The sequence below is a fragment of the Hoeflea algicola genome, from assembly GCF_026619415.1.
Taxonomy (GTDB): Bacteria; Pseudomonadota; Alphaproteobacteria; order Rhizobiales; family Rhizobiaceae; genus Hoeflea; species Hoeflea algicola.
The window spans coordinates 2,740,355-2,761,847 of sequence record NZ_JAOVZR010000001.1 but is presented as its reverse complement, the minus strand read 5'-3'; the positions used below and the strand labels follow the sequence as shown (position 1 = coordinate 2,761,847).

The following is a 21,493-nucleotide window of genomic DNA, read 5'->3' as shown; positions in this document are numbered from 1 at the left end:
GGTGCGCCTATTCGAGAAGACCATCAAGGATGAAGCGCCGCTGGTTGGGCACGGTCGCCGGTGCGGCGTCATCGTCATCTGTCAGGGTTTCGGAGGCCACGGATGCCGGTGTTGCCGTCACACGCGGCGTATCGAGCGGGCCTTTGCGGCCGCACGCCGACAGAAGCGTGGCCAATGCTGCTGATACACAGATCGATTTTACCAATAGTCTGGTTGTCATTCGCTGTTCCTCACGACGATCCGAACGCTTGCGTGCGGTGGCTTCATAGCCGGTTTCGCGGCATTGTGCACCCTGCTTTGTCAGCATTGCAAAAGTCGGCAGGGTTAAATCCGCCCACGCCAATGGGTCACTTGTGCGCGCACGCCATCAGGCGCGGTGCCGCCGAAGCTCTTGCGACTGCGCACCGAGGCGTCCACCGTCAAAACCGAGAATACGGCATCGGTGATGGCCGGGTTGATTGTCTGCAGGTCCGCGAGCGACAGCGCTTCAAGGCCGATGTTGCGGCTTTCGGCCAGTGCCACGGCGCGGCCGGTGACATGGTGAGCCTCGCGAAACGGCAAGCCTGCCTCCCGCACCAGCCAGTCGGCCAGGTCGGTCGCCGTCGAATAGCCGGCGCCAGCGGCGTCGCGCATCCGATCTGTGCGGATTTCCATGTCACGAATCATGCCGGTCATCGCTGCCAGCGACAATTCAAGGCTTGATGCGGCGTCAAACACCTGTTCCTTGTCTTCCTGCATGTCCTTGGAATAGGCCAGCGGCAGACCCTTCATGACGGTCAGCAGTGCAATCAGCGAGCCGTTGATGCGGCCGGTCTTGGCGCGCACCAGTTCGGCGGCGTCGGGGTTTTTCTTTTGCGGCATGATCGAGGAGCCGGTCGAGAACGCGTCTGACAGGCGCACGAAACCGAATTGCGGCGTCGACCAGATGACGATTTCCTCGGCCAGGCGCGACATGTGAGTGGCGCAGATGGCGGCGAGCGAGAGGAATTCGAGCGCGTAGTCGCGGTCCGAGACGGTATCGATTGAGTTGCGGGTGGGTTCGCGGAAACCCAGTGCGGCAGCGGTTTGCGCGCGGTCGATGGCGTAGCCGGTGCCAGCAAGAGCTGCGGCGCCGAGTGGACATTCATCCAGCCGCTCGATGCAATCGCGAACCCGCGAGCGATCGCGGCCGAGCATCTCGACATAAGCCATGCAGTGATGGCCAAAGGTGACAGGCTGTGCGGTCTGCAGGTGGGTGAAGCCGGGCATTACCGTTTCTGCGTGGGCTTCGGCCTTGTCGAGAAAGGCAGAAATCAGGCCGGTGAGGGCGGTGTCGGTACGCTGCAATTCTTCCTTGACCCAGAGGCGGAAATCCAGCGCCACCTGGTCATTGCGGGAGCGGGCGGTGTGCAGGCGGCCGGCGGTGGGACCGATCAATTCGGCGAGCCGGGACTCGATGTTCATATGGATGTCTTCGAGACGGCGCGAGAAGGTAAATTCCCCCGCTTCGATTTCTGACAGAATCGTGTTCAATCCGTGAGTAATCTTGTCGCAGTCGTCGCTTGAAATTATGCCAGTGTTGGCAAGCATGGCCGCATGTGCGAGGGAACCCCGGATATCCTGGGCATAGAGCTTGCGGTCGAAATCGATACTGGCGTTGATTTCCTCCATGATGGCGTCTGGCCCGGAGGCAAATCGTCCGCCCCACATCTGGTTTGACGCCTGTTTGTCCTTATCTGTCGACATGAGCCTGTCCTGGAGTTTGTCATGAGCCAATCGCGTAAACGCCTGTCCACCGGAGCCATGGTTGCAATCGCCATTGCATTGGGCGCCATTATCGGTGCTGCCGGGATATACGGGAAAGCCATGTCCTCTGGCAATGCGTCGGGGCCGGAAAGTCTTGCCTCGGCGCAATGCACGGCGGACCCGTCATTGCTGGCCGCGCTGAAACCGCTCGCCCATGGCGAAGTGGCGGCGATGAGTGTGCGCGAAAGCGCGAGCGTATTGCCGGACCTGAGTTTTACCTCGGCCGACGGCACCTCGATGCAACTGGCGGATTTTGCCGGTCAAACCTTGCTGGTCAATCTCTGGGCCACCTGGTGCGTGCCCTGCCGCGAGGAGATGCCGGCGCTATCACACTTGCAGAGCGAACTTGGCGATGACGGGTTCAAGGTGCTGGCGATCAACATCGATGCCGGTGATGACAGCAAGCCGAAGGCGTTTCTTGGAGAAATCGGTGTCGACAATCTCGGGCTTTACCGGGATTCGAGCATGGGTGTGTTCAATACATTGAAAAAGCAGGGGCTGGCGTTTGGCTTGCCGGTAACGCTGATGGTCGGCAAGGACGGCTGCCTGCTGGGCGCCATGAATGGGCCGGCGGAATGGGCCAGCGATGACGCCAAGGCGCTGGTGACGGCGCTAAAGGCGGGCTGACAAGGACCGGGCGCCCGGAATGTTTACCGCAGCGCCCTGTCCGGCTTCCATCTGTCTGCCTGGGTAACTGCCCTTAATTGAAGGCGCAGCCGGGCTTTGCTCCGAGTTTTCTGAATACAATCGCCGCCGGGCAGAAGCCGGTAAACGAGGACTGGATCAGATTGAGGCCGACGAAGACCGTCAACAGATGCCAATAGGGCGACACATATACGCCAAGCGCCACCGAGATGAGAATCATGAACCCGGCGAATACCAATATCATTTGATCGAGCGCCATTTTCATTTCCTTTGCTGGCTTGCGGGCAAACCCGCGCCACCGGTTTTCCGGTAGCTTCGCTATGATTTTCATATAGCCGTGGCGCTTTGTGTATTCAAGATCATAAATATAAATGATTACAGATATAATAGGCAAAGAATCCGCCCGCAGTTTTCGGGCGGCTATTCGTGTCGTCTGTGTGAAGCAATCCTTTGGCGATGATTTCAGCCGCCGACACGGCTTCTTGTGTCGGGCTTGCGCCGGATTCGGTGGCATGGGCAAGAATATCGTCGAGCATCGCGTCGGTGAGGTGGAAGGGGGCCCTCACGGTGCCGCGCCGGGGCCGCAGGGACTCGATCGCGGCGGCCTTGTCCCAGACCGTGTAGCTGCGATCGAGATTGCGCATCACCATCAGTATTCAGAACGGCTCGACCGAATGGTAGGACGATGCGTTACATCGCCGCGCATCCGATTGGATGGGCAAAAGACACCGTAACACTTTGAATCGTTGCATGTATGATATCGCTCAAATGAACACATTTGAACACGACATGTATCAGCGGGTCGGAACCGGTGTGTCGCCGCGGTAGTCGTAGAAGCCGCGACCGGATTTGCGACCGAGCCAGCCGGCCTCGACATATTTGACCAGCAGCGGGCAGGGTCGGTACTTGGAATCTGACAGACCGTCATGCAGTACCTGCATGATCGACAGGCAGGTGTCCAGGCCGATGAAATCGGCCAGTTGCAGTGGCCCCATCGGGTGGTTGGCGCCGAGCTTCATCGCCGTGTCGATGGCTTCGACCGAGCCCACGCCTTCGTAGAGCGTGTAGATCGCCTCGTTGATCATCGGCAGCAAAATGCGGTTGACGATGAAGGCCGGAAAATCTTCGGCGACGGTGATGGTCTTGTCGAGCGAATCGATGAACACGCGGGCGGCCTGGAAGGTCTGGTCCTCGGTGGCGATGCCGCGCACCAGTTCCACCAGCTTCATCACAGGTACCGGGTTCATGAAGTGAATGCCGATGAAGCGTTCGGGGCGATCGGTGGCGGAGGCAAGCCGGGTGATTGACAGTGACGAGGTGTTGGTGGCGAGAATCGCTTCGGGATTGAGCACCGGGCAGAGCTGCTGGTAGATCTTGCGCTTGACGGTTTCATCCTCGGTGGCGGCTTCAATCACCATATCCATCGGCGCCAGGTCGGCAATTTCGGAGGCAAGACGGATGCGGGCGAGGGCGGCATCGCGATCGGCGTCGGTGGTCTTGCCGGAGGCTACCTGGCGGGCGAGATTGCCGCTGATATTGGCAAGCATTTCGTGAAGACCGTCGGTGGAAATATCGTAAACATGAACATCATACCCGGCCATGGCGCACACATGGGCAATGCCGCCGCCCATCTGTCCCGCGCCAATAATGCCGACACTCTTGATCTGGTTGCCCATTGGTCCCGCCTGACTGAATTTCTGATGTTGTCCGATGCTTCAAGGCTGAAGCGTCCGGCTTGTGCAAGCTAAATGGCCGGGATGGAGACGTCCAGCCCGGCCATCGATTCCAATGACTAATAATGCCTGATCACAGCGCCTTTTCAAGTTCGGGCAGAGCCTCGAACAGATCGGCAACCAGGCCGTAGTCGGCGACCTGGAAGATCGGCGCTTCCTCGTCCTTGTTGATGGCAACAATAACCTTGGAATCCTTCATGCCGGCCAGGTGCTGGATGGCACCGGAAATACCGCAGGCAATGTAGAGATCAGGCGCAACAACCTTGCCGGTCTGGCCGACCTGCCAGTCGTTGGGGGCATAGCCCGCATCAACAGCTGCGCGCGACGCACCAACAGCGGCACCAAGTTTGTCAGCCACGGGAAGGATGACGCTCTGGAACTTCTCCGAGGAGCCAAGCGCGCGACCACCGGAAATGATGATCTTCGCCGACGTCAGCTCGGGGCGGTCGCTGGTGGCAATCGCATCCTTGACGAAGGATGACAGGCCGGGATCACCCGCAGCGCTGATGCTTTCAACCGAAGCCGATCCGCCTTCGCCAGCGGCGGAGAAGGAGGCGGTGCGCACGGTGATGACACGCTTGGCATCGGTCGAGCGCACGGTCTGCAGCGCGTTGCCGGCATAGATCGGCCGCTTGAAGGTGTCAGCCGAAATAACCTCAATGATGTCGGAAATCTGCATGACATCGAGAAGTGCTGCGATCCGGGGCATGACGTTCTTGCCCGACGTGGTGGCGGGTGCCATCAGCGTGTCGTAGTCGCCGGCAAGCGAAACAGCCAGCGCTGCCAGCGGTTCGGCAAGCCGGTTGGCATATTCGTCACCCTCGGCGTGCAGCACCTTGGATACGCCATCGAGCTTGGCGGCGGCATCGGCTGCTGCCTTGGCATCCTTGCCTGCAACCAGGACATGGACGTCGCCACCGATCTGGGTGGCGGCACTGACGGCCTTGGCGGTCTGGTCGGACAGCGAGGCGTGATCGTGTTCGGCAATAATGAGAATGGCCATGATAATCTCTTCCTTTCCCGCGCTTACAGCACGCCTGCTTCGTTCTTGAGCTTGTCGACCAGTTCGGCCACTGAGCCGACCTTGACGCCGGCCTTGCGGCCGCCTGGCTCTTCGGTCTTGATCACCTCGAGCCGTGGCGCGGTGTCGACGCCGTAATCGGCGGCAGTTTTCTTGTCGAGCGGCTTCTTCTTGGCCTTCATGATGTTGGGCAAGGAAGCATAGCGCGGCTCGTTGAGACGCAAATCGGTGGTAACAATGGCCGGCAGCTTGACTGAGATGGTCTGCAGGCCGCCATCGACTTCGCGGGTGACGTTGGCCGATCCGTCGCCGATTTCGACCTTGGAAGCGAATGTGGCCTGGCTCCAGCCGAGCAATGCCGACAGCATCTGGCCGGTCTGGTTGGCGTCGTCATCGATCGCCTGCTTACCGAGAATGACCATGTCGGGGTTTTCCTCGCCGACAATGCCCTTGAGAATCTTGGCAACCGACAGCGGTTCAACCGTGCCTTCGACCTCGACCAGGATTGCCCGGTCAGCGCCCATGGCCAGTCCGGTGCGCAGCGTTTCCTCGGCCTTGGCCGGGCCGATCGAGACGACGATCACTTCGCTCGCCTTGCCGGCTTCCCTGAGCCGCAACGCCTCTTCCACCGCGATCTCGTCAAACGGATTCATCGACATTTTGACATTGGCGAGATCGACGCCGCTGCCATCGGGCTTGACCCGGATCTTGACGTTGTAGTCAACAACCCGCTTGATCGGCACGAGAATCTTCATCGGTTTGTTTTCCTCACTTTGTTAGGCCTCAGTGTCTTCGGCCTGGTCCCGAGCGGACCTGGAAAGATCCTGTGTCAGGCCGTTGATCCGGATTTTGCCTGTGCAGCCGTCAGCCGGATAGCCGATTGGCGACATGGATACCCGATTTTTCTCCAAGATCAATCGCAGCAGGCACGAGAATATGAAAGGCAAATAAATGACGTTTACGTTTGCGTCAATTTTCTACAGGTAACATCAGCGTCCCCACTTTGGTGGAGTGGATGCGGCGACAGTGGTTGTCGCCACCGGTTCGGGGGTTTTGTGGATGACTGCCCGGGGGGTATCGATAGTCCGGTCAAACAGCGGCACACCGGAACGCCGGAAGAACAGCACCAACACCGCACCGGCAATGATGCCGCCGACATGGGCCGCCCAGGAAACCTCCCCGCCCATGTCGGTGACGACCATGAAGAATTGAAACAGCACCCAGAACAACAACGGGATGAACGCCGGCAGCGGCAACGGGATGCGTCCGAGAACCAGCACCCAGACCCGGACCTTGGGATGCAGCACGAGGTAGGCGGCGACGATGCCGGCCACCGCACCGGACGCGCCGATCAACGGATTTTCGGAATCAGGCAGCAGCAAGCCATGGGCGAAAGCGCCGGCGGCTGCGCAGGCGAAATAGAAGATCAGGAACCGGATATGCCCCATGGCGTCTTCGATATTGTCTCCGAAGACCCACAGGAAAATCATGTTGGAGCCCAAGTGTAGCCAGTTACCGTGCAAGAAGCTGTAGGTCACATAGGTGGCGTCTTCGGGCACCAGAACCAGCGAGGGCGGCAGTTCGGCAATGTCGTTGACCACAGACGGGATGAAACCTAGTCCAAGCACCGCGGCGTTGACAAATTCGCTCTCCGCTCCTGCCAGCTCGGTGATTGCCCAGACAAGGATATTGAGCGCGATCAGCGACCATGTCACCCATTGCACGCGAATGTGCTTGAGATTGTTGGAATCATGAAGCGGAATGAACATCGCGGGGTTCCCGTTTGGCGCTGACGGCCCTCAAGGTTTAGCGGTTTTTACCGGGAACCCAAAGGACATCGGCACGCCCCCGGTCATTGACCCAACGGGCGGCGACGAAAAGAAAATCGGACAGACGGTTAATGAAGCGGAGTGCCGCCGGGTTGACGGTCTCACCGTCCTGGCTTGCGAGTTCGACAACCTGACGTTCGGCGCGGCGCGCCACGGTGCGGGCGAGATGCAGATGTGCCGCCGCCGCGCTTCCGCCGGGCAGGATGAAGGAGCGCAACGGCTCGAGATCGGCATTGAGCGCATCGATGTCAGCCTCGACCCGCTCAACCTGGGCTTCGATGATGCGCAAAGGTTCGTATTTGGGCGTCTCGCCTGTGTCGGGGGTAGCGAGATCGGCGCCAAGGTCGAAGCAATCATTCTGAAGCCGCATCAGCATGGCGTCGAGGTCGGGGAAGGTGGTTGTGTGGAGCCGGGCGAGGCCAATCACCGCGTTGGTTTCATCGACCGTACCGTAGGCCGCGACGCGCAGATCATATTTCGGCAGCCGCGCCCCGCCGACCAGTCCGGTGGTGCCGTCATCGCCGGTCTTTGTGTAGATCTTGTTGATCTTGACCATGAAAAATCTCCTCAATAACCGGATGCCAAGCCGTTGATTTGGCGTGTGGTCGTGGTCTCAGCGGCCGCCCCCGGTGAGCCAAAGGGTCGCAACAATCAGGATGATGGCGAGAAACTGCAACAACACCCGTGCCTGCATCAGCTTGTTGGACAGGTTGCTGGAGCCGCCACGGGCCATGTTGACGAGGCCACGGACAAGGACGGCGGCAACTGCCAGCATCACGACGATAGAGAGGGCATAAGTGACGGAAGACATCAGACGATTTCCTTGAAACGAAGTGCGGGTGAGAAGATAGGAGGTTTTGGCGACATGTCCATTGTTGGGCGCCGGCATTCGGTGTCGGTCAATCCTGTTTTGCGAGCCATGCATAAAACAACCGGGCGGGCAGCAACCGACGGGCGATGACGCCGATCTTTGCCTGCCGGGTGACCGCGTAGTGATAGCGCGGGCGTTTGGCGGTCAGCGCATGAACCAGAACTTTGTAGACGGCGTCGGGGCCAAGCTTGCCTGCCTTGGGTGTCGTCTGACTATCGAGCCGCCTGAGCTGGGCCTGATAGGAATCGCGATGTACCGAATTCTCGATGTCGATATGGCGATGGAATTGTGTGAGCGCATTGGCAATGAATTCGCTGGCGATCGGGCCGGGTTCGATCAGGCTCACATGGATGCCGGTGCCGGCAAGTTCCAGCGCCAGGGTAACGGTCAGACCTTCGAGCGCATGCTTGGAGGCATTGTAGGCGCCGCGGAAGCGGTAAGGCACCAGCCCGAGGATCGATGAGCACTGGACGATGCGGCCATGGCCCTGGCTCCGCATCACCGGGATTACCCGGCGAGTGAGATCGTGCCATCCGAAAAAGTTAGCCTCGAACTGCACCCTCAAGACATCGACCGTCAGGTCGTCGATGGCGCCTACCTGGCCATAGGCGCCGTTGTTGAACAATGCATCGCAGCGTCCACCGGTGGCGGTCATGGCGCTGTCAAAGAAAGTCTTGATGTTGTCGGAGTCGGCATAATCGAGATGAAACGCCTCGAGGCCATCGGCACGTAGTCTGGCAATGTCGGCGTCGGTTCGGGCCGAGGCGATCACTTGCCAGCCATCCGCCTGCAGGGCGCGGGCGCAATGGGCGCCGATGCCGGTTGAACAGCCGGTCACCCAAATTGTTCTTTTTCGGTTTTCAACGTGCATTGTGTTGCTTACCCCTGTTCATTGGCATTTCAACTCCCATAATCATCCAGGGCTGACAATGGCGGATTGGCGCGGATGTCGACCGGGCAGGGAGTATGGCGTGAAACGTGTCGGCAGGGTGGTCTGGGATGCTGTGACCCATTTCAACAATGATGACGGCTGGGCGATGGCCAGTCACGTGGCCCTGTCAATTCTGATGGCGCTGTTCCCGTTCATGATCTTCGGCACGTCGCTGGCAAGCTTTCTTGGCGCCCACGCCTATGCCGAAACGGCGTCACATCTGATTTTCGATACCTGGCCGGAATCCATCGCGGCGCCGATCGCGCGGGAGGTGATTAACGTCCTGACGGTCGAGCGCGGCGGTTTGCTGACCCTGTCGGTAATGGCGGCGGCATTTTTCTCGGCCAACGGGGTGGAGGCGCTCAGGGTCTCGCTCAACCGCGCCTACCGGGTAACCGAGACGCGCCCCTGGTATGTCACCCGGGTCCAGAGCCTTGTGTTCGTGGTGGTGGCGGTGCTGGTGATCATGGCAATCAGTTTTCTGCTGGTGCTGGCGCCGCTTGTCTTGAAACTGGCGCGGCAATTTGCCCCATGGATGGAGACGCTGATTTCCGCGGTCGACGATTGGCGCATCCTCGTCGCCGTCTCGGTGCTGGTGGTTGGGCTGGTGATTTCGCACCTCTGGTTGCCATCCGGCAAACGACGGCTGCTGGACGTGGTTCCGGGAATATGCCTCACCGTGGTGGCCTGGATGGCCGGTGCGTTGATGTTTGCGAGCTATCTGAAAGAGTTTGCCACCTATGTGTCGACCTATGCTGGACTGGCCTCGATCATGATCGCGCTGGTGTTTCTTTACATCGTCGCGGCGATTTTCATTCTCGGCGCGGAAATCAATGCGGCCATCCTAAAGGGTCGAGCGCGTGCCGAAATGGATCAGGCGCGCCATGGGTAAAGGTTAATCCTTAGCCAAGTTTCGAGCCTGTTCGCCGCGATCGCATTCACCATGCTAATATTGTCCTGTCGTCAAAACACACCTGAAAGGGAGGCTGGCAATGTTCGCTGGGCTGACTGTCGACATGATCTTGTTCTTTACCGCCGTGGTGGGTTCGGCCTGCTTCTTCGTCGGCTACTTCATGAATATAGTATTTGGCGCCCAGGGATTTGGTGTCCTGGGTAATATGCTTGTCTTGTTTTCGGGGTTTGTCATCGGCCTCAAGCTGATGGATTACCTCCCGTCTGGCCAAGTGCCCACTAACATGGTCGTGCCGGCAGCGATCTGCGTGGCTTTCGGCGCTCTGTTCCTGCTGTCAGTGCTCAAACGCAAGATGTTGCCGACGTGAGCGACCCTATGCAGTTGTTGGCATTCCGGCGAGGGCGATGATGTCCTCCGCGCTGGCGCCTTGCGCGCGCAGGGCTGTGATTGAGGTGTCGCCATCGCTCTTGGACAGTTTGCGCCCGTGCGAATCACAAACCAGGGCGTGGTGGCAATAGAGCGGTTCAGGCAGTCCGAGAATTTCTTGCAATAGTCGGTGCACCGAGGTCGCGGCAAACAGATCCTGGCCTCGGATGACATGGCTGATGTTCTGAAACGCGTCGTCGACGATGACCGACAGATGATAGCTCGTGGGGACGTCGCGTCGGGCCAGAATCACATCGCCCCAGGCTGCCGGGTCGGCGGTAACGGAACCGGTCTCGCCCCCAGGTCCTGTGCCGATCTCGCGCCATCCAAGCGGCGCGTCCAGACCCTTGATTGCGCATTCCATGTCCAGCCGCCAGGCGTGCGGGTCGCCCTCGGCGATGCGGCGATCACGTTCGGTCTCGGAGCGCCTGCGGTCAATGTCGGGATAATGTGGTGCACCATCGGGGTCCCGCGGCCACGTCCGCCCCGACGCTTCTGACTGGCGCACGATCTCCGCGGCCTCGGCGCGGCTGAGGAAGGCGGGATAGATCAGTCCGAGTTTGCGCAACTCGTGCAAAGCAACCCGGTAATCCTCGAAATGTTCCGATTGACGCCGGACAGGCTCGGGCCATTCTAGTCCCAGCCAGCGAAGGTCGTCGAGAATCGCACGCTCGAATTCGGGCCGCGTGCGGCTGATGTCGATGTCCTCGATTCGCACCAGGAAACCCCCGCCGTGGTCGCGGGCAAAATGCCAATTGATCAGCGCCGAACGGGCATGGCCGACATGCAGCAAGCCATTGGGGCTGGGAGCGAAGCGGACCACCGGAACGGTTGGGGGCGTGTTTGGAGTGGCGTTGACATCGGGCATGGTGTTTCATGTCATTTTTAACGTGGCTCGTCACCGGGCCTGAAAGGTCATCATGCGTCGAATTGACAGCAGCGATGATATTGCCGCCGGCCTGGAAGCGCTGGCTCACGCCGACCCGCGACTGGCGCGGGCAATCGAGCTTGCCGGCCCGGTTCCGCTCAGGCGCAAACCGCCGGGCTATGCCGCGTTGGCGGAGATCATCGTGTCACAGATGGTGTCAAAGGCCAGTGCCAACGCGCTCTGGTGGAAACTTGAGATTGCGGCGGGCGAAATCAGCCCGCAGGCGATCTTGCAATTGTCCGCCGAGGACCTGCGCGCTGCCGGCCTGTCGCGCGCCAAGGCCGAGACCCTGTGCCGGGTGGGCGTAGCGGTGCTTGAGGGCGAACTTGATCTAGAACGGCTCTGTGCTGTCGAAGGCCGTGCGGCGATCAAGGCGATGACCGCGGTCAAGGGCGTGGGGCCATGGACTGCGGAAGTCTATCTGCTGTTTTGTGCCGGCCATCCCGACATCTTCCCCTCGGGCGACGTGGCGCTGCAAAGTGCGGCCGCGCATGCGCTGGAACTTGAGGCCCGACCGCGGCCGCGGGTACTGTCTGACATGGCGGAGGCGTGGAGCCCTTGGCGGGGCGTAGCGGCGCGCCTGTTTTGGGCGTATTATGCGTCGGTCATGCGCCGCGATGCCACCCCGCTAGGTGCCTGATGGCCGGGTGCATTCAACCAAAAGCAGTGCTTCACAAGCCTGTCATCCGAGTCCTATTATGATCCCATCGGTGACGAATCGCTCAGGAGAGGCCTTTGACGATTTTTGTATCCCCAGAGTCCTTGCCGGCGCTCGTGCTGAACGCCGACTACAGACCATTGAGTTATTATCCATTGTCGTTGTGGTCCTGGCAGGATGCCGTCAAGGCCGTGTTTCTTGACCGCGTCCAGATTGTTGCTGAATATGACCAGGCGGTTTCCTCGCCCTCATTCTCAATGCGGCTGCCAAGTGTCGTCTGCCTGAAATCCTACATCAAGCCATCACGGTTTCCCGCGTTTACGCGTTTTAACGTGTTCTTGCGCGACCGGTTTGAATGCCAGTATTGCGGCTCGCTGAACGAACTGACCTTCGATCATGTAATTCCGCGGCGGTGCGGTGGCGAAACCACCTGGGAAAACGTGGTGGCGGCGTGTTCGCCCTGCAATCTCAGGAAGGGTGGAGCGATGCCCAAGCAAGCGGGCATGATCCCGCGGCAAACGCCCTATCGCCCAAGCGTTCAGGACCTGCACAATAACGGACGGATGTTTCCGCCCAACTTCTTGCACGAAAGCTGGATGGATTATCTGTACTGGGATGTCGAATTGCAGCCCTGACAAGAATTGCGCCGCGACGGCATGATCCTGGGTTCAGCCCTTGATCGCAGCGCCGCGAAAGGCGATGGCGGCCAGGGCTGCACTGGCCAGCACGTTCCAGCCGGCGAATGAAAGCCCGAGCACTCGCAACGCTGCGGCATCGCAGGATGGCGGCTTTTTGCTGCTGAGATCGCCAAGCAGCGACCCGGCGTCCTTGGTTACGGCATCGGCTGACGTGGCGCAGCTCGCAGGCCCTTCCCACCAGTGCCATTCGACACCTGAATGGTAGACGCCCAGCATCATGCCATAGAGCATCAGCAAACCGCCGACGGCCAGCAGACCGCGGGAAAGCCATGCCGGACCACCCGCCACCGAGATCAGCGCGGCTACCAGCATCAGCGGTACTCCAAGATAATAGGGGTCGCGCTGGGTCAGGCACAGTGCGCAGGGGATGTAGCCACCGATATGCTCGAAGGCGAGCGCGGTGCCGACTACAATGGCCATCGCCACGGCCAGAAACAGCGCCGTTGCGGCTCTTGATCGATTGGCGGTGCTGTTGGCTGATTGAGGGGATTGTTCAGATATTGTCATGATTAAAACACGTATTTGATTGCATAAAATCCACCCAGCAGAAGAACCATAAACAGGGTGAAAAGAAGGCCGAGATATTTTTCGATGAACAGCCTTATCGGTTCGCCAAAGCGCGACAGGAGCCAGGTCACCAAGAAGAACCTGAAGGCGCGCCCGACGATGCTGACGGCGGCAAACACGACCAGGTTGAGCCCGGTTACCCCGGAGAAGATGGTCAGAACCTTGTAGGGAAACGGGGTGATGGCGGCAAACAGCACGCCCCAGCCGCCCCAGGTGTTGTACCATTCCGAGATTTTTTCGAATTTGTCGGTAGCGCCATAGGCTTCAAGAATCCACGCGCCGATGCTTTCATAAAGAAACATGCCGATGGCGTAGCCAACGAAGGCGCCGATGATCGAGGCGATGGTGCAAATGAGGGCAAGGCGCACCCAGTTGCGCGGCTTGGCCAGGGTCATCGGAATCAGAAGGACGTCCGGCGGGATGGGAAAAAAGAGCTTTCGGCGAATGAAACCCCGAAAAGCGCTTTCTCGGCATGGCGCGTGGCTGCCAGCGACATGGTCCAGTCGTAGAGTCTGCGAAGCATGGAGGGCCTTCTTGTCGCCGCCGCAATCTCGGCGTTCTAGGGTGAAAGCGAGCCCACGTAAACCGCAGGCCGCAGCACAAAATCGATATCGCTTTATGCGCGCCAGATGTTGAAAAAGCGTTTGACCAAAACAAAAGCCTGACTATAGTCCCGCCGTCTGCACCGGTCTGGCCGGTTGCACGCCCCCTTGGCGGAATTGGTAGACGCGCCGCACTCAAAATGCGGTTCTGCAAGGAGTTCCGGTTCGAGTCCGGAAGGGGGCACCATTTCCTTGTTTTAGACTGTCCGAGATAATCCAGAAACTCATTAGAAAGCCCGTAAAAGCGGGTTTTTTTGTTGATTCTTAGTCTTTTGCCGTCCGGTGGCGGTTTCTGGCATCCAAATCATTTGTTGGTATTCCTGTTGGTATCTGGCACGATACCAACACTTTTGCAGTTGTGGATACCAATAAATGGCACTGACAGACCGGCAAATCGTGAACCTCAAACCGACTGACAAGCCCCGCAAGGTCAGCGATGGCGGCGGATTACACCTCTTTGTGTCCCCCAGTGGCGGCAAGCTGTGGCGTCTGGCTTATCGGTATGGCGGCAAACAGAAGCTACTATCCTTTGGACCTTACCCAGCCGTCGGGTTGGCAGACGCTCGAGCCAAACGCGAAGAGGCAAAAAAGCAGTTGGCGAGTGACGTTGATCCTGCGCATTGGCAAAAGCTGGAGAAACAATCCAAGGCCGATTCCAGCGCAAACACGTTTCAAGCCATTGCCGACGAATTCCTTGCCAAGAACCAGCGCGAGGGCAAATCAATAGCGACCTTGTCCAAGAAACAATGGCTCGTCAGCTTGGCGCTGCCGGATCTTGGAAATAGGCCGATTGCCGAGATCACTGCCTCTGAGGTGCTGGTTCCGCTGCGCAAGGTTGAAGGCCTAGGCAAATACGAAACCGCAAGCCGCTTGCGCGCGGTGATCAGTCAGGTCTTCCGTTATGCGATTGCAACGGCAAGGGCTGATAACGACCCGACTTTTGGACTTAGAGGCGCACTGATTGCGCCGAAGGCAACCCACCGCGCCGCGCTTACCGACTGGGAGAGCTTCGCGAAACTGATCCGGGCTGCCTGGGTCTATTCCGGTAGTGTCGAAACCCGCATTGCATTAATGCTCATGGCGTTGCTTTACCCTCGTCCCGGTGAATTGCGCCAAGCGGAATGGCAAGAATTCGATCTGGATAAGGGTGTTTGGACCATACCGGCGGAACGCGCCAAGATGCGGCGCGCGCATAAGAAACCCCTTCCGGCATTGGCCGTTGAAATTCTTCGTGACCTCCAGCGCCATACGGGCAACAGACGGCTGGTCTTTCCGTCACCGCAATCCGCCGAAAGGCCGCTTAGCGAAAACACCATGAATTTGGCACTAAGACGCATGGGCTTTGGCAAGGATCAGGCAACCTCGCACGGCTTCCGCGCTTCTGCTTCGACTCTGTTGAATGAAAGCGGCCTTTGGCCTGCCGATGCGATTGAAGCTGAGCTTGGGCATGTCAGCGGTGATGAAGTGCGCCGGGCTTATCATCGGGCACTCTATTGGGAAGACCGCGTGAAGATGGCGGATTGGTGGACAAGTTCTCTGGACGAACTTAGACAAGTCTGATCTCATTTGAAATAATGATGTTGCATCAGACAACTCAATTCCGATTTCTCATTGGCGCACGAAACCATGAGTGACATTTCAAACTGGATGTATGTGGAAGTGTTTACCGTGGATCAGGCGGCGGCCCTGTGGTGTGGCATAGAGCCTTCGAGAATGAAGCTTTCTGATAGTAGTAATCCGTCGGAGGCCGTTGCAGTCAAGCAGATGCTGGCCGGTGCAATAATGACTGGGCAATTGCAGGCAAATTCAGAGGCAAACCCGTTTTCCAGCATTGGAAACTATTCTATGAGTTTCGTTTCCAGAGACGACCTCAAAGCCTATGCTGAGCAAAGAAAGTTGTTTCCGGCATTTCTTTTCAACACACTGGCTTCTTTTGGCGGCGAGAAAGCACTTCAGGCGTCCACGCATCCGCAGCGATCCGAGCCAGTAGAATCTGTCATAGCGAAAACAGATCGTAATGTCGGTGGGCGTCCTCCGGAGTACGATTGGGACAGCTTTATTCTGGAGGTGATTTGTCGGGCCAACAGCCCCGATGGATTGCCCGAGACACAGGCAGAATTGATTCGTGACATGCTTCAATGGTTTTCCGACACCTACGGCGTCGAACCAGCAGAGAGCGCTGTCAAACAAAGAATATCCAAGATTTACAATTACCTGAAGAAATCCAAAAACCTCCAAGGTTAGGTTTCTACCCTTTCAGGCTGCCGCAACCCAGCGGACAACGCAAAACCACCTTAGTTTTCTCAAGACGAGGTGGCACCATGCCGAACCGCAATGACCTTCCCTCCACCGGCTTTGTCCGGTTGCCCGCAATCATCGCCCCGAACGGGCCTATTCCTGTCAGCAAATCCACATGGTGGGCTGGCATCAAGGATGGGCGCTTCCCTAAGCCGGTGAAGCTTGGGCCGCGCATCACCGCGTGGCGGGTTGAAGACATCCGGACTCTGATTGAAACCGGAGGCCGCTAGATGGCCCGGCGTCGCCCCAACAGGCGGGCGATCAAGCTGCACTACAGCTACACCTCGGAAGAAGCGGCGCGCACGCTTGGCGTATGCAAAGGCACAATCCGGCGAATGCTCAAGGATGGCCTGCCGCACCTCACCGACCAACGACCGTATTTGATACTTGGCGCTGATCTGCGCGATTTTCTGACCAGCCGCAAAAAGCCTAAGCAGAGGTGCGAGCTTCACCAGTGCTTCTGTTTTCGCTGTCAGGAGCCAAAGGCAGCAGCAGGTGGAATGGTCGACTACATGCCGCGCACGGCTCTCAGTGGTCAGATCAGCGCCATCTGTGAGGATTGCGGGACAATCATGCACAAGGCCTTCAGCGCCGCGAAACTGGCCCTCCTGGAGCGGCGAGCAGAAGTTTCATTTCCCCATGGTCAGCCACGCCTAAGCGATAGGGGCAAACCCCGTGGAAATGATCACTTCAACAAGGAGCTTCAGGCATGAAAAAACACCATCCGAAAAACGAGCGGATCAAACGCCGCTATTTCGATTATCTCAAGGAGGCAAAGCGCATGGATGTCAGCAGCGTTGATATGGCAGCGGCGGCGATTGCCAGCTATGAACATTGGTCCAGTTATCGCGACTTTGCGAAATTCCACATTGAGCAGGCCAAGGGTTACAAGGCTTGGCTTGCGAAGCAGGTCAATGAGAAGACCGGCAAGGCGCTGGCCAAGGCCACGACCCACTCCCGGCTTATGGCGCTCAAAGCCTTCGTTTTTTGGTTGGCTGGCCAGTCCGGGTACAAGTCGCGCATCTCCTATGCCGATGCGGATTATTTCAACCCATCAGCCAATGACAGCCGTATCGCCACAGCGCGCCGGGAGAAGAAGGTTCCGACGATTGAACAGATAAAGCTGGTGCTCTCAAAAATGCCGACCGGCAGCGACATCGAAAAACGCGACAGGGCAATTGTCGCCTTCACATTGCTGACCGGCGCACGTGACAACGCAATCGCTTCCTTCAGTCTGAAGCATATTGATCTGGCAGGCAGGCAGGTGTTTCAGGATGCCCGCGATGTTCGGACGAAGAGCCGCAAGACATTTACCACGTTCTTTTTCCCGGTGGGCGGGGACGTCGAAACTATCGTGCGCGACTGGGTGGAGCATCTGAAAGGACCGCTTGTTTATGGCCCTGATGATCCGCTGTTTCCGGCAACTAAAGTCGGGCTTACCAACAGCGGGTTGTTTGGAGCTCTCGGGCTTTCTCGCAACCACTGGAAAAATGCGGCGGCGATCAGACGGATCTTCAAGTCTGCATTTGAGGCCGCTGGATTGCCCTATGCCAATCCTCACAGCTTCCGGGATACGCTTGCTCAACTGGGTGAAGTCCAATGCCAGACACCCGAAGCGTTCAAGGCTTGGAGCCAGAACCTGGGCCATGAACAGGTGCTGACAACTTTCACCAGTTATGGGACCGTTGCGACAAAGAGGCAGGGAGAGCTGTTATCGGCTATCGGCAACAGCACGGGAACCAAAGAGCCATCCGTCTCTGAGCCAGATCCCGAAACAATCGCCAAGGTAGTGACATTCCTGCAAAATCGCGCGACATAGTTTCCCGGTACGAACTCTGGTTCGCTAAATTATTCATAGGGCAGTTTATTGGTGATGTCCGAATCCGTCGAAGCTTTTATCACCCGCTGGAAACCGTCCAGCGGCAGTGAAATGGCGAACTTCCAAAGCTTTGCAAATGAGTTGACGGACTTGCTGGGTGTGGATCGGCCAAAGCCCGCGACCAGCGACGGCGAAAATAACGATTATCGCTTTGAGCGGCCTGTCACTTTTACCCATACCGGACGGAAAAGCCGTGGCCGGATCGATCTCTATAAAACCGGGTGTTTTGTTCTGGAAGCAAAGCAGGGTGGTGACCGGATCAAGCCTGAAGATCAGGATCAACTTGCGCTTCTGACGCAGGACGATGCGCCCAAGGTTCGGCTGGGTCACGGCCCGCGTGGTACGGCCAAGTGGGACGACACCATGCTGAAAGCTCGGAATCAGGCGGATGGCTACGCCCGCGCCGTTTCCAAAGAAGATGGCTGGCCACCTTTCCTGATGATAGTCGATGTCGGCCATGTGATCGAGCTTTTCGCAGATTTCTCACGTGCTGGACAGGGTTACACCCAGTTTCCGGACGGCAACCGCTACAGGATCAAGCTGGACGATCTGCGGAAGGAAGAGACCCGAACCCTTCTGCGTAGCGTTTGGACCAAACCCCAATCGCTGGATCCTTCTCTGGTTGCAGCAAAGGTCACTCGGAAAATCGCCGCTCATCTGGCGGAACTCGGCAAGAGTTTCGAAGCGCAGGGCCATGACAGTGAAACAGTTGCCCGCTTCCTGATGCGCTGTCTGTTCTCAATGTTTGCTGAAGATGTCGAGTTGATTCCCGAAGACAGTTTCACCAATAAGCTGAAGGAACTGCGCGACCATCCTGAAGATGCAGCGCCGACACTGCAGGACCTGTGGGAAACCATGAATACCGGCGGCTTTTCTGCCGTACTGGCCACCAAACTGAAAGAGTTTAACGGTGGCCTATTCAAAGATGCCGACGCGCTGCCGCTGAATGATGCCCAACTCGGTCTTCTTATTGAAGCTGCCGATGCCGATTGGAAACTGGTGGAGCCCGCCATTTTCGGCACCTTGCTGGAGCGCGCACTGGACAAGCGCCAACGCCACAAGCTCGGCGCACACTACACACCGCGCGCCTATGTGGAGCGGCTGGTGATGCCAACCATCATGGAGCCTCTGCGCGCCGACTGGAAGGATGTGCAAACCGCCGTGCAACGGTTGACGGCTGACGGTAAGGAAGGCGAGGCCCGCGAAGCGGTGCATGATTTCCACCGCAAGCTTTGCGAAACAAAGGTGCTGGACCCGGCCTGCGGCTCGGGTAACTTTCTTTATGTGGCGCTGGAAATGATGAAGCGTCTGGAAGGTGAAGTCACCGCGCTGCTGACCGAGCTTGGCGAAAATCAGGCCACTTTGGGACTTTCCGGCCATACAGTCGACCCGCACCAGTTTTTGGGCATCGAGCTAAACCCTTGGGCGGCAGCGGTTGCGGAACTAGTGCTTTGGATAGGTTATTTGCAATGGCATTTCCGTACCCACGGCACGGCGGCTCCATCCGAACCTGTACTAAAAGACTTCCGGAATATTGAGAACCGAGATGCGGTGCTGGAATGGTCCGATCGTAAACCGCGCTTAGACGAGGCGGGCGATCCGATTACGGTTTGGGACAAAGTGACGACGTTCCGACATCCCGTAACCGGTAAAGAGCTGCCTGATGTTTCGGCTAGAGAACCGGTTTTTGAATACATGAGCCCAAAAGCCACAGTTTGGCCGAATGCGGAATTCATCGTTGGAAACCCTCCGTTTATTGGTTCGAAAAATTTGAGAGAAGACTTGGGCGATGGCTATATTGAGGCTCTGTGGTCAGCATATCCAAAAGTACCGCCAAGTGCGGATCTGGTCATGTTTTGGTGGGATAAAGCAGCCTTGGCCGCCCGTGATTACAATTCGAAGAATGGCAAGGGAACCCGCCGTTTCGGTTTGATTACGACCAACTCCCTGCGTCAGACTTACAATCGTCGTGTGCTGGAGCCGCATCTAAACGATCCGAAAAAGCCGATCTCGCTGTTGTTCGCAATCCCGGACCATCCCTGGGTAGACACGCTCTATGGAGCAGCGGTGCGTATTTCAATGACTGTGGTTGGTAAAGGTGAACGGACTGGGGTGCTCTTTAGTGTAGCCACCGAAAAGAAAGAAAAGAACGAAGCCGAAGGCTGCATCGTAACCTTCCAAAAGGCCGAAGGGAAAATCTACTCAAATCTTCAAATTGGGCCGAACCTTTCTGCATGTGTTCCGCTGAGATCCAATCTTGGTCTAGCCCATCAAGGCTTTAAGCCATACGGATTGGCTTTCTGGGTTGACGAAACTGAAGCTCACCGTCTGGGGTATGGCGTTAAGCCCGATGCGGAGAAATTTATCCGTCCATACATAAATGGGCGAGAATTGAACCAAGTCTCGCGAAATCGCTTTGCCTTGGATTTTCACGAGAAATCGGAATCATTCGTCCGGGATAAATTTCCAGAAGCTTACCAGCACCTGCTAGAGAGCTCCAAGCCGGTTCGAGCAGAAGATAAGATGAAATATCGACGCGAAAAATGGTGGCGTTTTGGGCAGCCGTCAACAGAAATGCGCGCCGCACTGGAAGGGTTGCCCTTCTTCTTCGGCACAACAGAGACTGCAGCTCACCGCATATTCAGCAAGCTAGATGGCGAAGCTGCACCTGATCAAAAAATCCGTGTGATCGCATGTTCAGACTGGGCAATTTTTAGCGTTCTGTGCTCACGTGTCCATGTTGAATTCTCGTTCCGTACCGGTGGTTGGCAAGGCAAAGGCAACGATCCTGTCTATCAGCATACGAATACTTTCAACAAATTTCCCTTCCCTGCTCTTGAAGAAATCAAGGACGACTTGATTGACGAGCTTCGGAACGAGGGTCAGAAACTTGATCAATTTCGACGAAAACAAATTGTTTCGAATCCGGGATTGACCCTAACAGGTATGTATAACGTACTGGAAGCTCTGCGAGTCGCCGATAATTCCAAAGATTATAATATTTCGGCTGATGAACGTGAAGTGTATCGGAACGCTAATATTGCAATTCTAAAGCAACACCATGACAGGATCGATAAATTAGTTTTTCAAGCTTATGGCTGGGGTGACATTGCGGGTAAGTTGATTGGCAGGCAAGGCGCGACAAAGCCGCATCAGCTCAAAGCGTCGGATCAGAAAAATGCTGAAGATGAGCTGATGTACCGTCTAGTGTCTCTCAACAAGGAGAGAACGGCGGAAGAGGCGGCAGGCCATATCCGCTGGCTGCGTCCGGACTATCAAAACCCGGAAGGCAAACATGCCGAAGCCAAGGGCAATCAGAACGAATTGGATGTCGGCGCTGCGGTTAAAGTCGAAAAAGAGGCTTGGCCCAAGGCTCTCCCGGAACAGATCGCCGCCGTGCGCGAGGTTCTGGAAGAGATGGGCGAGGCGACACCGCAACAGATCGCTCGCCGGTTCCAGCGCGCCCGTACAGCGTCCGTCGAACCGCTTCTGGCCAGCTTGGCGGCTCTCGGACAGGCACAGTTAATTGAAGATGGGAGATACGCGGCATGACCACGCTTTGGGGGCTGCACATGCCGGAAGACATCGGCAGTGATGCGCTGGAAAATGGGTACGTTGCCATTGGCTGGTCAGCTATGGGCGACATATCGAATTTGCCCAAATGGAGTTGCCCCCTGAAAGTGGTCCACCAACTGGGATAGATTATCCC

General features: G+C 57.5%; 25 protein-coding genes, 1 tRNA gene and 1 pseudogene. 13 read left to right on the top strand and 14 right to left on the bottom strand.

Annotated elements, in window-relative coordinates; genetic code table 11:
- Positions 1-7: 7 nt before the first annotated feature.
- Together lptM and argH are read right to left on the bottom strand one after the other, a co-directional pair.
- Complete coding sequence (gene lptM, locus OEG84_RS13545) at positions 8-220, bottom strand: LPS translocon maturation chaperone LptM (protein WP_267654232.1); 213 nt, start codon at positions 218-220, stop codon at positions 8-10.
- Between the two features lie 104 nt (positions 221-324).
- On the bottom strand, positions 325-1,725 hold the full coding sequence (gene argH / locus OEG84_RS13540; RefSeq protein ID WP_267654231.1) for an argininosuccinate lyase: 1,401 nt from the start codon (positions 1,723-1,725) through the stop codon (positions 325-327).
- Between the two features lie 21 nt (positions 1,726-1,746).
- On the opposite strand from argH, the gene tlpA reads away from it, so the two are divergent.
- On the top strand, positions 1,747-2,412 hold the full coding sequence (gene tlpA / locus OEG84_RS13535) for a thiol:disulfide interchange protein TlpA (protein WP_267654230.1): 666 nt from the start codon (positions 1,747-1,749) through the stop codon (positions 2,410-2,412).
- 73 nt (positions 2,413-2,485) lie between these two features.
- On the opposite strand, the gene OEG84_RS13530 is transcribed toward tlpA, so the two are convergent.
- The 9 genes from OEG84_RS13530 to OEG84_RS13490 form a co-directional block, all read right to left on the bottom strand.
- A complete protein-coding gene (locus tag OEG84_RS13530) occupies positions 2,486-2,689 on the bottom strand; it encodes a YgaP family membrane protein (RefSeq protein ID WP_267654229.1) in 204 nt (67 codons plus the stop codon).
- A 100-nt stretch (positions 2,690-2,789) separates the two neighbouring features.
- Entirely contained in the window at positions 2,790-3,074 is a 285-nt protein-coding gene (locus OEG84_RS13525) for a hypothetical protein (RefSeq protein WP_267654228.1), read from the bottom strand.
- A gap of 150 nt (positions 3,075-3,224) precedes the next feature.
- Positions 3,225-4,106, bottom strand: coding sequence for a 3-hydroxybutyryl-CoA dehydrogenase (locus OEG84_RS13520; protein ID WP_267654227.1), 882 nt, complete (start codon positions 4,104-4,106; stop codon positions 3,225-3,227).
- Between the two features lie 130 nt (positions 4,107-4,236).
- On the bottom strand, positions 4,237-5,166 hold the full coding sequence (locus OEG84_RS13515) for an electron transfer flavoprotein subunit alpha/FixB family protein (protein WP_267654063.1): 930 nt from the start codon (positions 5,164-5,166) through the stop codon (positions 4,237-4,239).
- A gap of 23 nt (positions 5,167-5,189) precedes the next feature.
- On the bottom strand, positions 5,190-5,939 hold the full coding sequence (locus tag OEG84_RS13510; RefSeq protein WP_267654064.1) for an electron transfer flavoprotein subunit beta/FixA family protein: 750 nt from the start codon (positions 5,937-5,939) through the stop codon (positions 5,190-5,192).
- Positions 5,940-6,173: 234 nt separating this feature from the next.
- On the bottom strand, positions 6,174-6,953 hold the full coding sequence (locus OEG84_RS13505) for a rhomboid family intramembrane serine protease (RefSeq protein WP_267654226.1): 780 nt from the start codon (positions 6,951-6,953) through the stop codon (positions 6,174-6,176).
- Between the two features lie 37 nt (positions 6,954-6,990).
- Positions 6,991-7,569, bottom strand: a complete 579-nt coding sequence (locus OEG84_RS13500) for a cob(I)yrinic acid a,c-diamide adenosyltransferase (protein WP_267654225.1) — start codon at positions 7,567-7,569, stop codon at positions 6,991-6,993.
- Between the two features lie 57 nt (positions 7,570-7,626).
- Complete coding sequence (locus OEG84_RS13495; protein WP_267654224.1) at positions 7,627-7,824, bottom strand: twin transmembrane helix small protein; 198 nt, start codon at positions 7,822-7,824, stop codon at positions 7,627-7,629.
- A gap of 88 nt (positions 7,825-7,912) precedes the next feature.
- Positions 7,913-8,755, bottom strand: coding sequence for an SDR family oxidoreductase (locus OEG84_RS13490; protein ID WP_267654223.1), 843 nt, complete (start codon positions 8,753-8,755; stop codon positions 7,913-7,915).
- 58 nt (positions 8,756-8,813) lie between these two features.
- Here OEG84_RS13490 and OEG84_RS13485 point away from each other — a divergent pair, with 58 nt between their 5' ends.
- On the top strand, positions 8,814-9,707 hold the full coding sequence (locus tag OEG84_RS13485; protein WP_425602852.1) for a YihY/virulence factor BrkB family protein: 894 nt from the start codon (positions 8,814-8,816) through the stop codon (positions 9,705-9,707).
- 100 nt (positions 9,708-9,807) lie between these two features.
- Positions 9,808-10,095: a hypothetical protein gene (locus OEG84_RS13480; RefSeq protein ID WP_267654221.1), complete on the top strand. Its 288-nt coding sequence runs from the start codon at positions 9,808-9,810 to the stop codon at positions 10,093-10,095.
- A gap of 6 nt (positions 10,096-10,101) precedes the next feature.
- Here the strand turns inward: OEG84_RS13480 and gluQRS are convergent, their stop codons facing one another.
- A complete protein-coding gene (gluQRS, locus tag OEG84_RS13475; protein ID WP_267654220.1) occupies positions 10,102-11,022 on the bottom strand; it encodes a tRNA glutamyl-Q(34) synthetase GluQRS in 921 nt (306 codons plus the stop codon).
- Between the two features lie 52 nt (positions 11,023-11,074).
- Between gluQRS and OEG84_RS13470 the strand changes: the two genes are divergently transcribed.
- Both OEG84_RS13470 and OEG84_RS13465 read left to right on the top strand, forming a co-directional pair.
- A complete protein-coding gene (locus OEG84_RS13470) occupies positions 11,075-11,722 on the top strand; it encodes a DNA-3-methyladenine glycosylase family protein (protein ID WP_267654219.1) in 648 nt (215 codons plus the stop codon).
- Between the two features lie 95 nt (positions 11,723-11,817).
- Positions 11,818-12,375, top strand: coding sequence for an HNH endonuclease (locus tag OEG84_RS13465; RefSeq protein WP_267654218.1), 558 nt, complete (start codon positions 11,818-11,820; stop codon positions 12,373-12,375).
- Positions 12,376-12,408: 33 nt separating this feature from the next.
- Here OEG84_RS13465 and OEG84_RS13460 read toward each other — a convergent pair whose 3' ends face one another.
- Together OEG84_RS13460 and OEG84_RS13455 are read right to left on the bottom strand one after the other, a co-directional pair.
- A complete protein-coding gene (locus OEG84_RS13460) occupies positions 12,409-12,945 on the bottom strand; it encodes a disulfide bond formation protein B (RefSeq protein ID WP_267654217.1) in 537 nt (178 codons plus the stop codon).
- 2 nt (positions 12,946-12,947) lie between these two features.
- A pseudogene (locus OEG84_RS13455) lies at positions 12,948-13,528 on the bottom strand (YqaA family protein).
- A 181-nt stretch (positions 13,529-13,709) separates the two neighbouring features.
- On the opposite strand from OEG84_RS13455, the gene OEG84_RS13450 reads away from it, so the two are divergent.
- From OEG84_RS13450 to OEG84_RS13415, 8 genes are all read left to right on the top strand, one after another.
- Positions 13,710-13,794: transfer RNA gene (locus OEG84_RS13450), tRNA-Leu, on the top strand.
- A gap of 185 nt (positions 13,795-13,979) precedes the next feature.
- Positions 13,980-15,167, top strand: coding sequence for a tyrosine-type recombinase/integrase (locus OEG84_RS13445; protein ID WP_267654216.1), 1,188 nt, complete (start codon positions 13,980-13,982; stop codon positions 15,165-15,167).
- 66 nt (positions 15,168-15,233) lie between these two features.
- A complete protein-coding gene (locus OEG84_RS13440; protein WP_267654215.1) occupies positions 15,234-15,851 on the top strand; it encodes a hypothetical protein in 618 nt (205 codons plus the stop codon).
- Positions 15,746-16,135, top strand: a complete 390-nt coding sequence (locus OEG84_RS25375; RefSeq protein WP_324288205.1) for a helix-turn-helix transcriptional regulator — start codon at positions 15,746-15,748, stop codon at positions 16,133-16,135. Before OEG84_RS13440 ends, OEG84_RS25375 begins: the two co-directional genes overlap by 106 nt.
- Entirely contained in the window at positions 16,136-16,618 is a 483-nt protein-coding gene (locus OEG84_RS13430) for a helix-turn-helix domain-containing protein (protein ID WP_267654213.1), read from the top strand.
- Positions 16,619-16,686: 68 nt separating this feature from the next.
- Positions 16,687-17,724, top strand: coding sequence for a site-specific integrase (locus OEG84_RS13425; RefSeq protein WP_267654212.1), 1,038 nt, complete (start codon positions 16,687-16,689; stop codon positions 17,722-17,724).
- Positions 17,725-17,778: 54 nt separating this feature from the next.
- Positions 17,779-21,336 (top strand): class I SAM-dependent DNA methyltransferase, encoded by a 3,558-nt coding sequence (locus OEG84_RS13420; RefSeq protein WP_267654211.1) that lies wholly within the window; start codon positions 17,779-17,781, stop codon positions 21,334-21,336.
- Positions 21,333-21,485, top strand: coding sequence for a hypothetical protein (locus OEG84_RS13415; protein WP_267654210.1), 153 nt, complete (start codon positions 21,333-21,335; stop codon positions 21,483-21,485). The genes OEG84_RS13420 and OEG84_RS13415 overlap by 4 nt, the downstream gene beginning before the upstream one ends.
- Positions 21,486-21,493 lie beyond the last annotated feature (8 nt).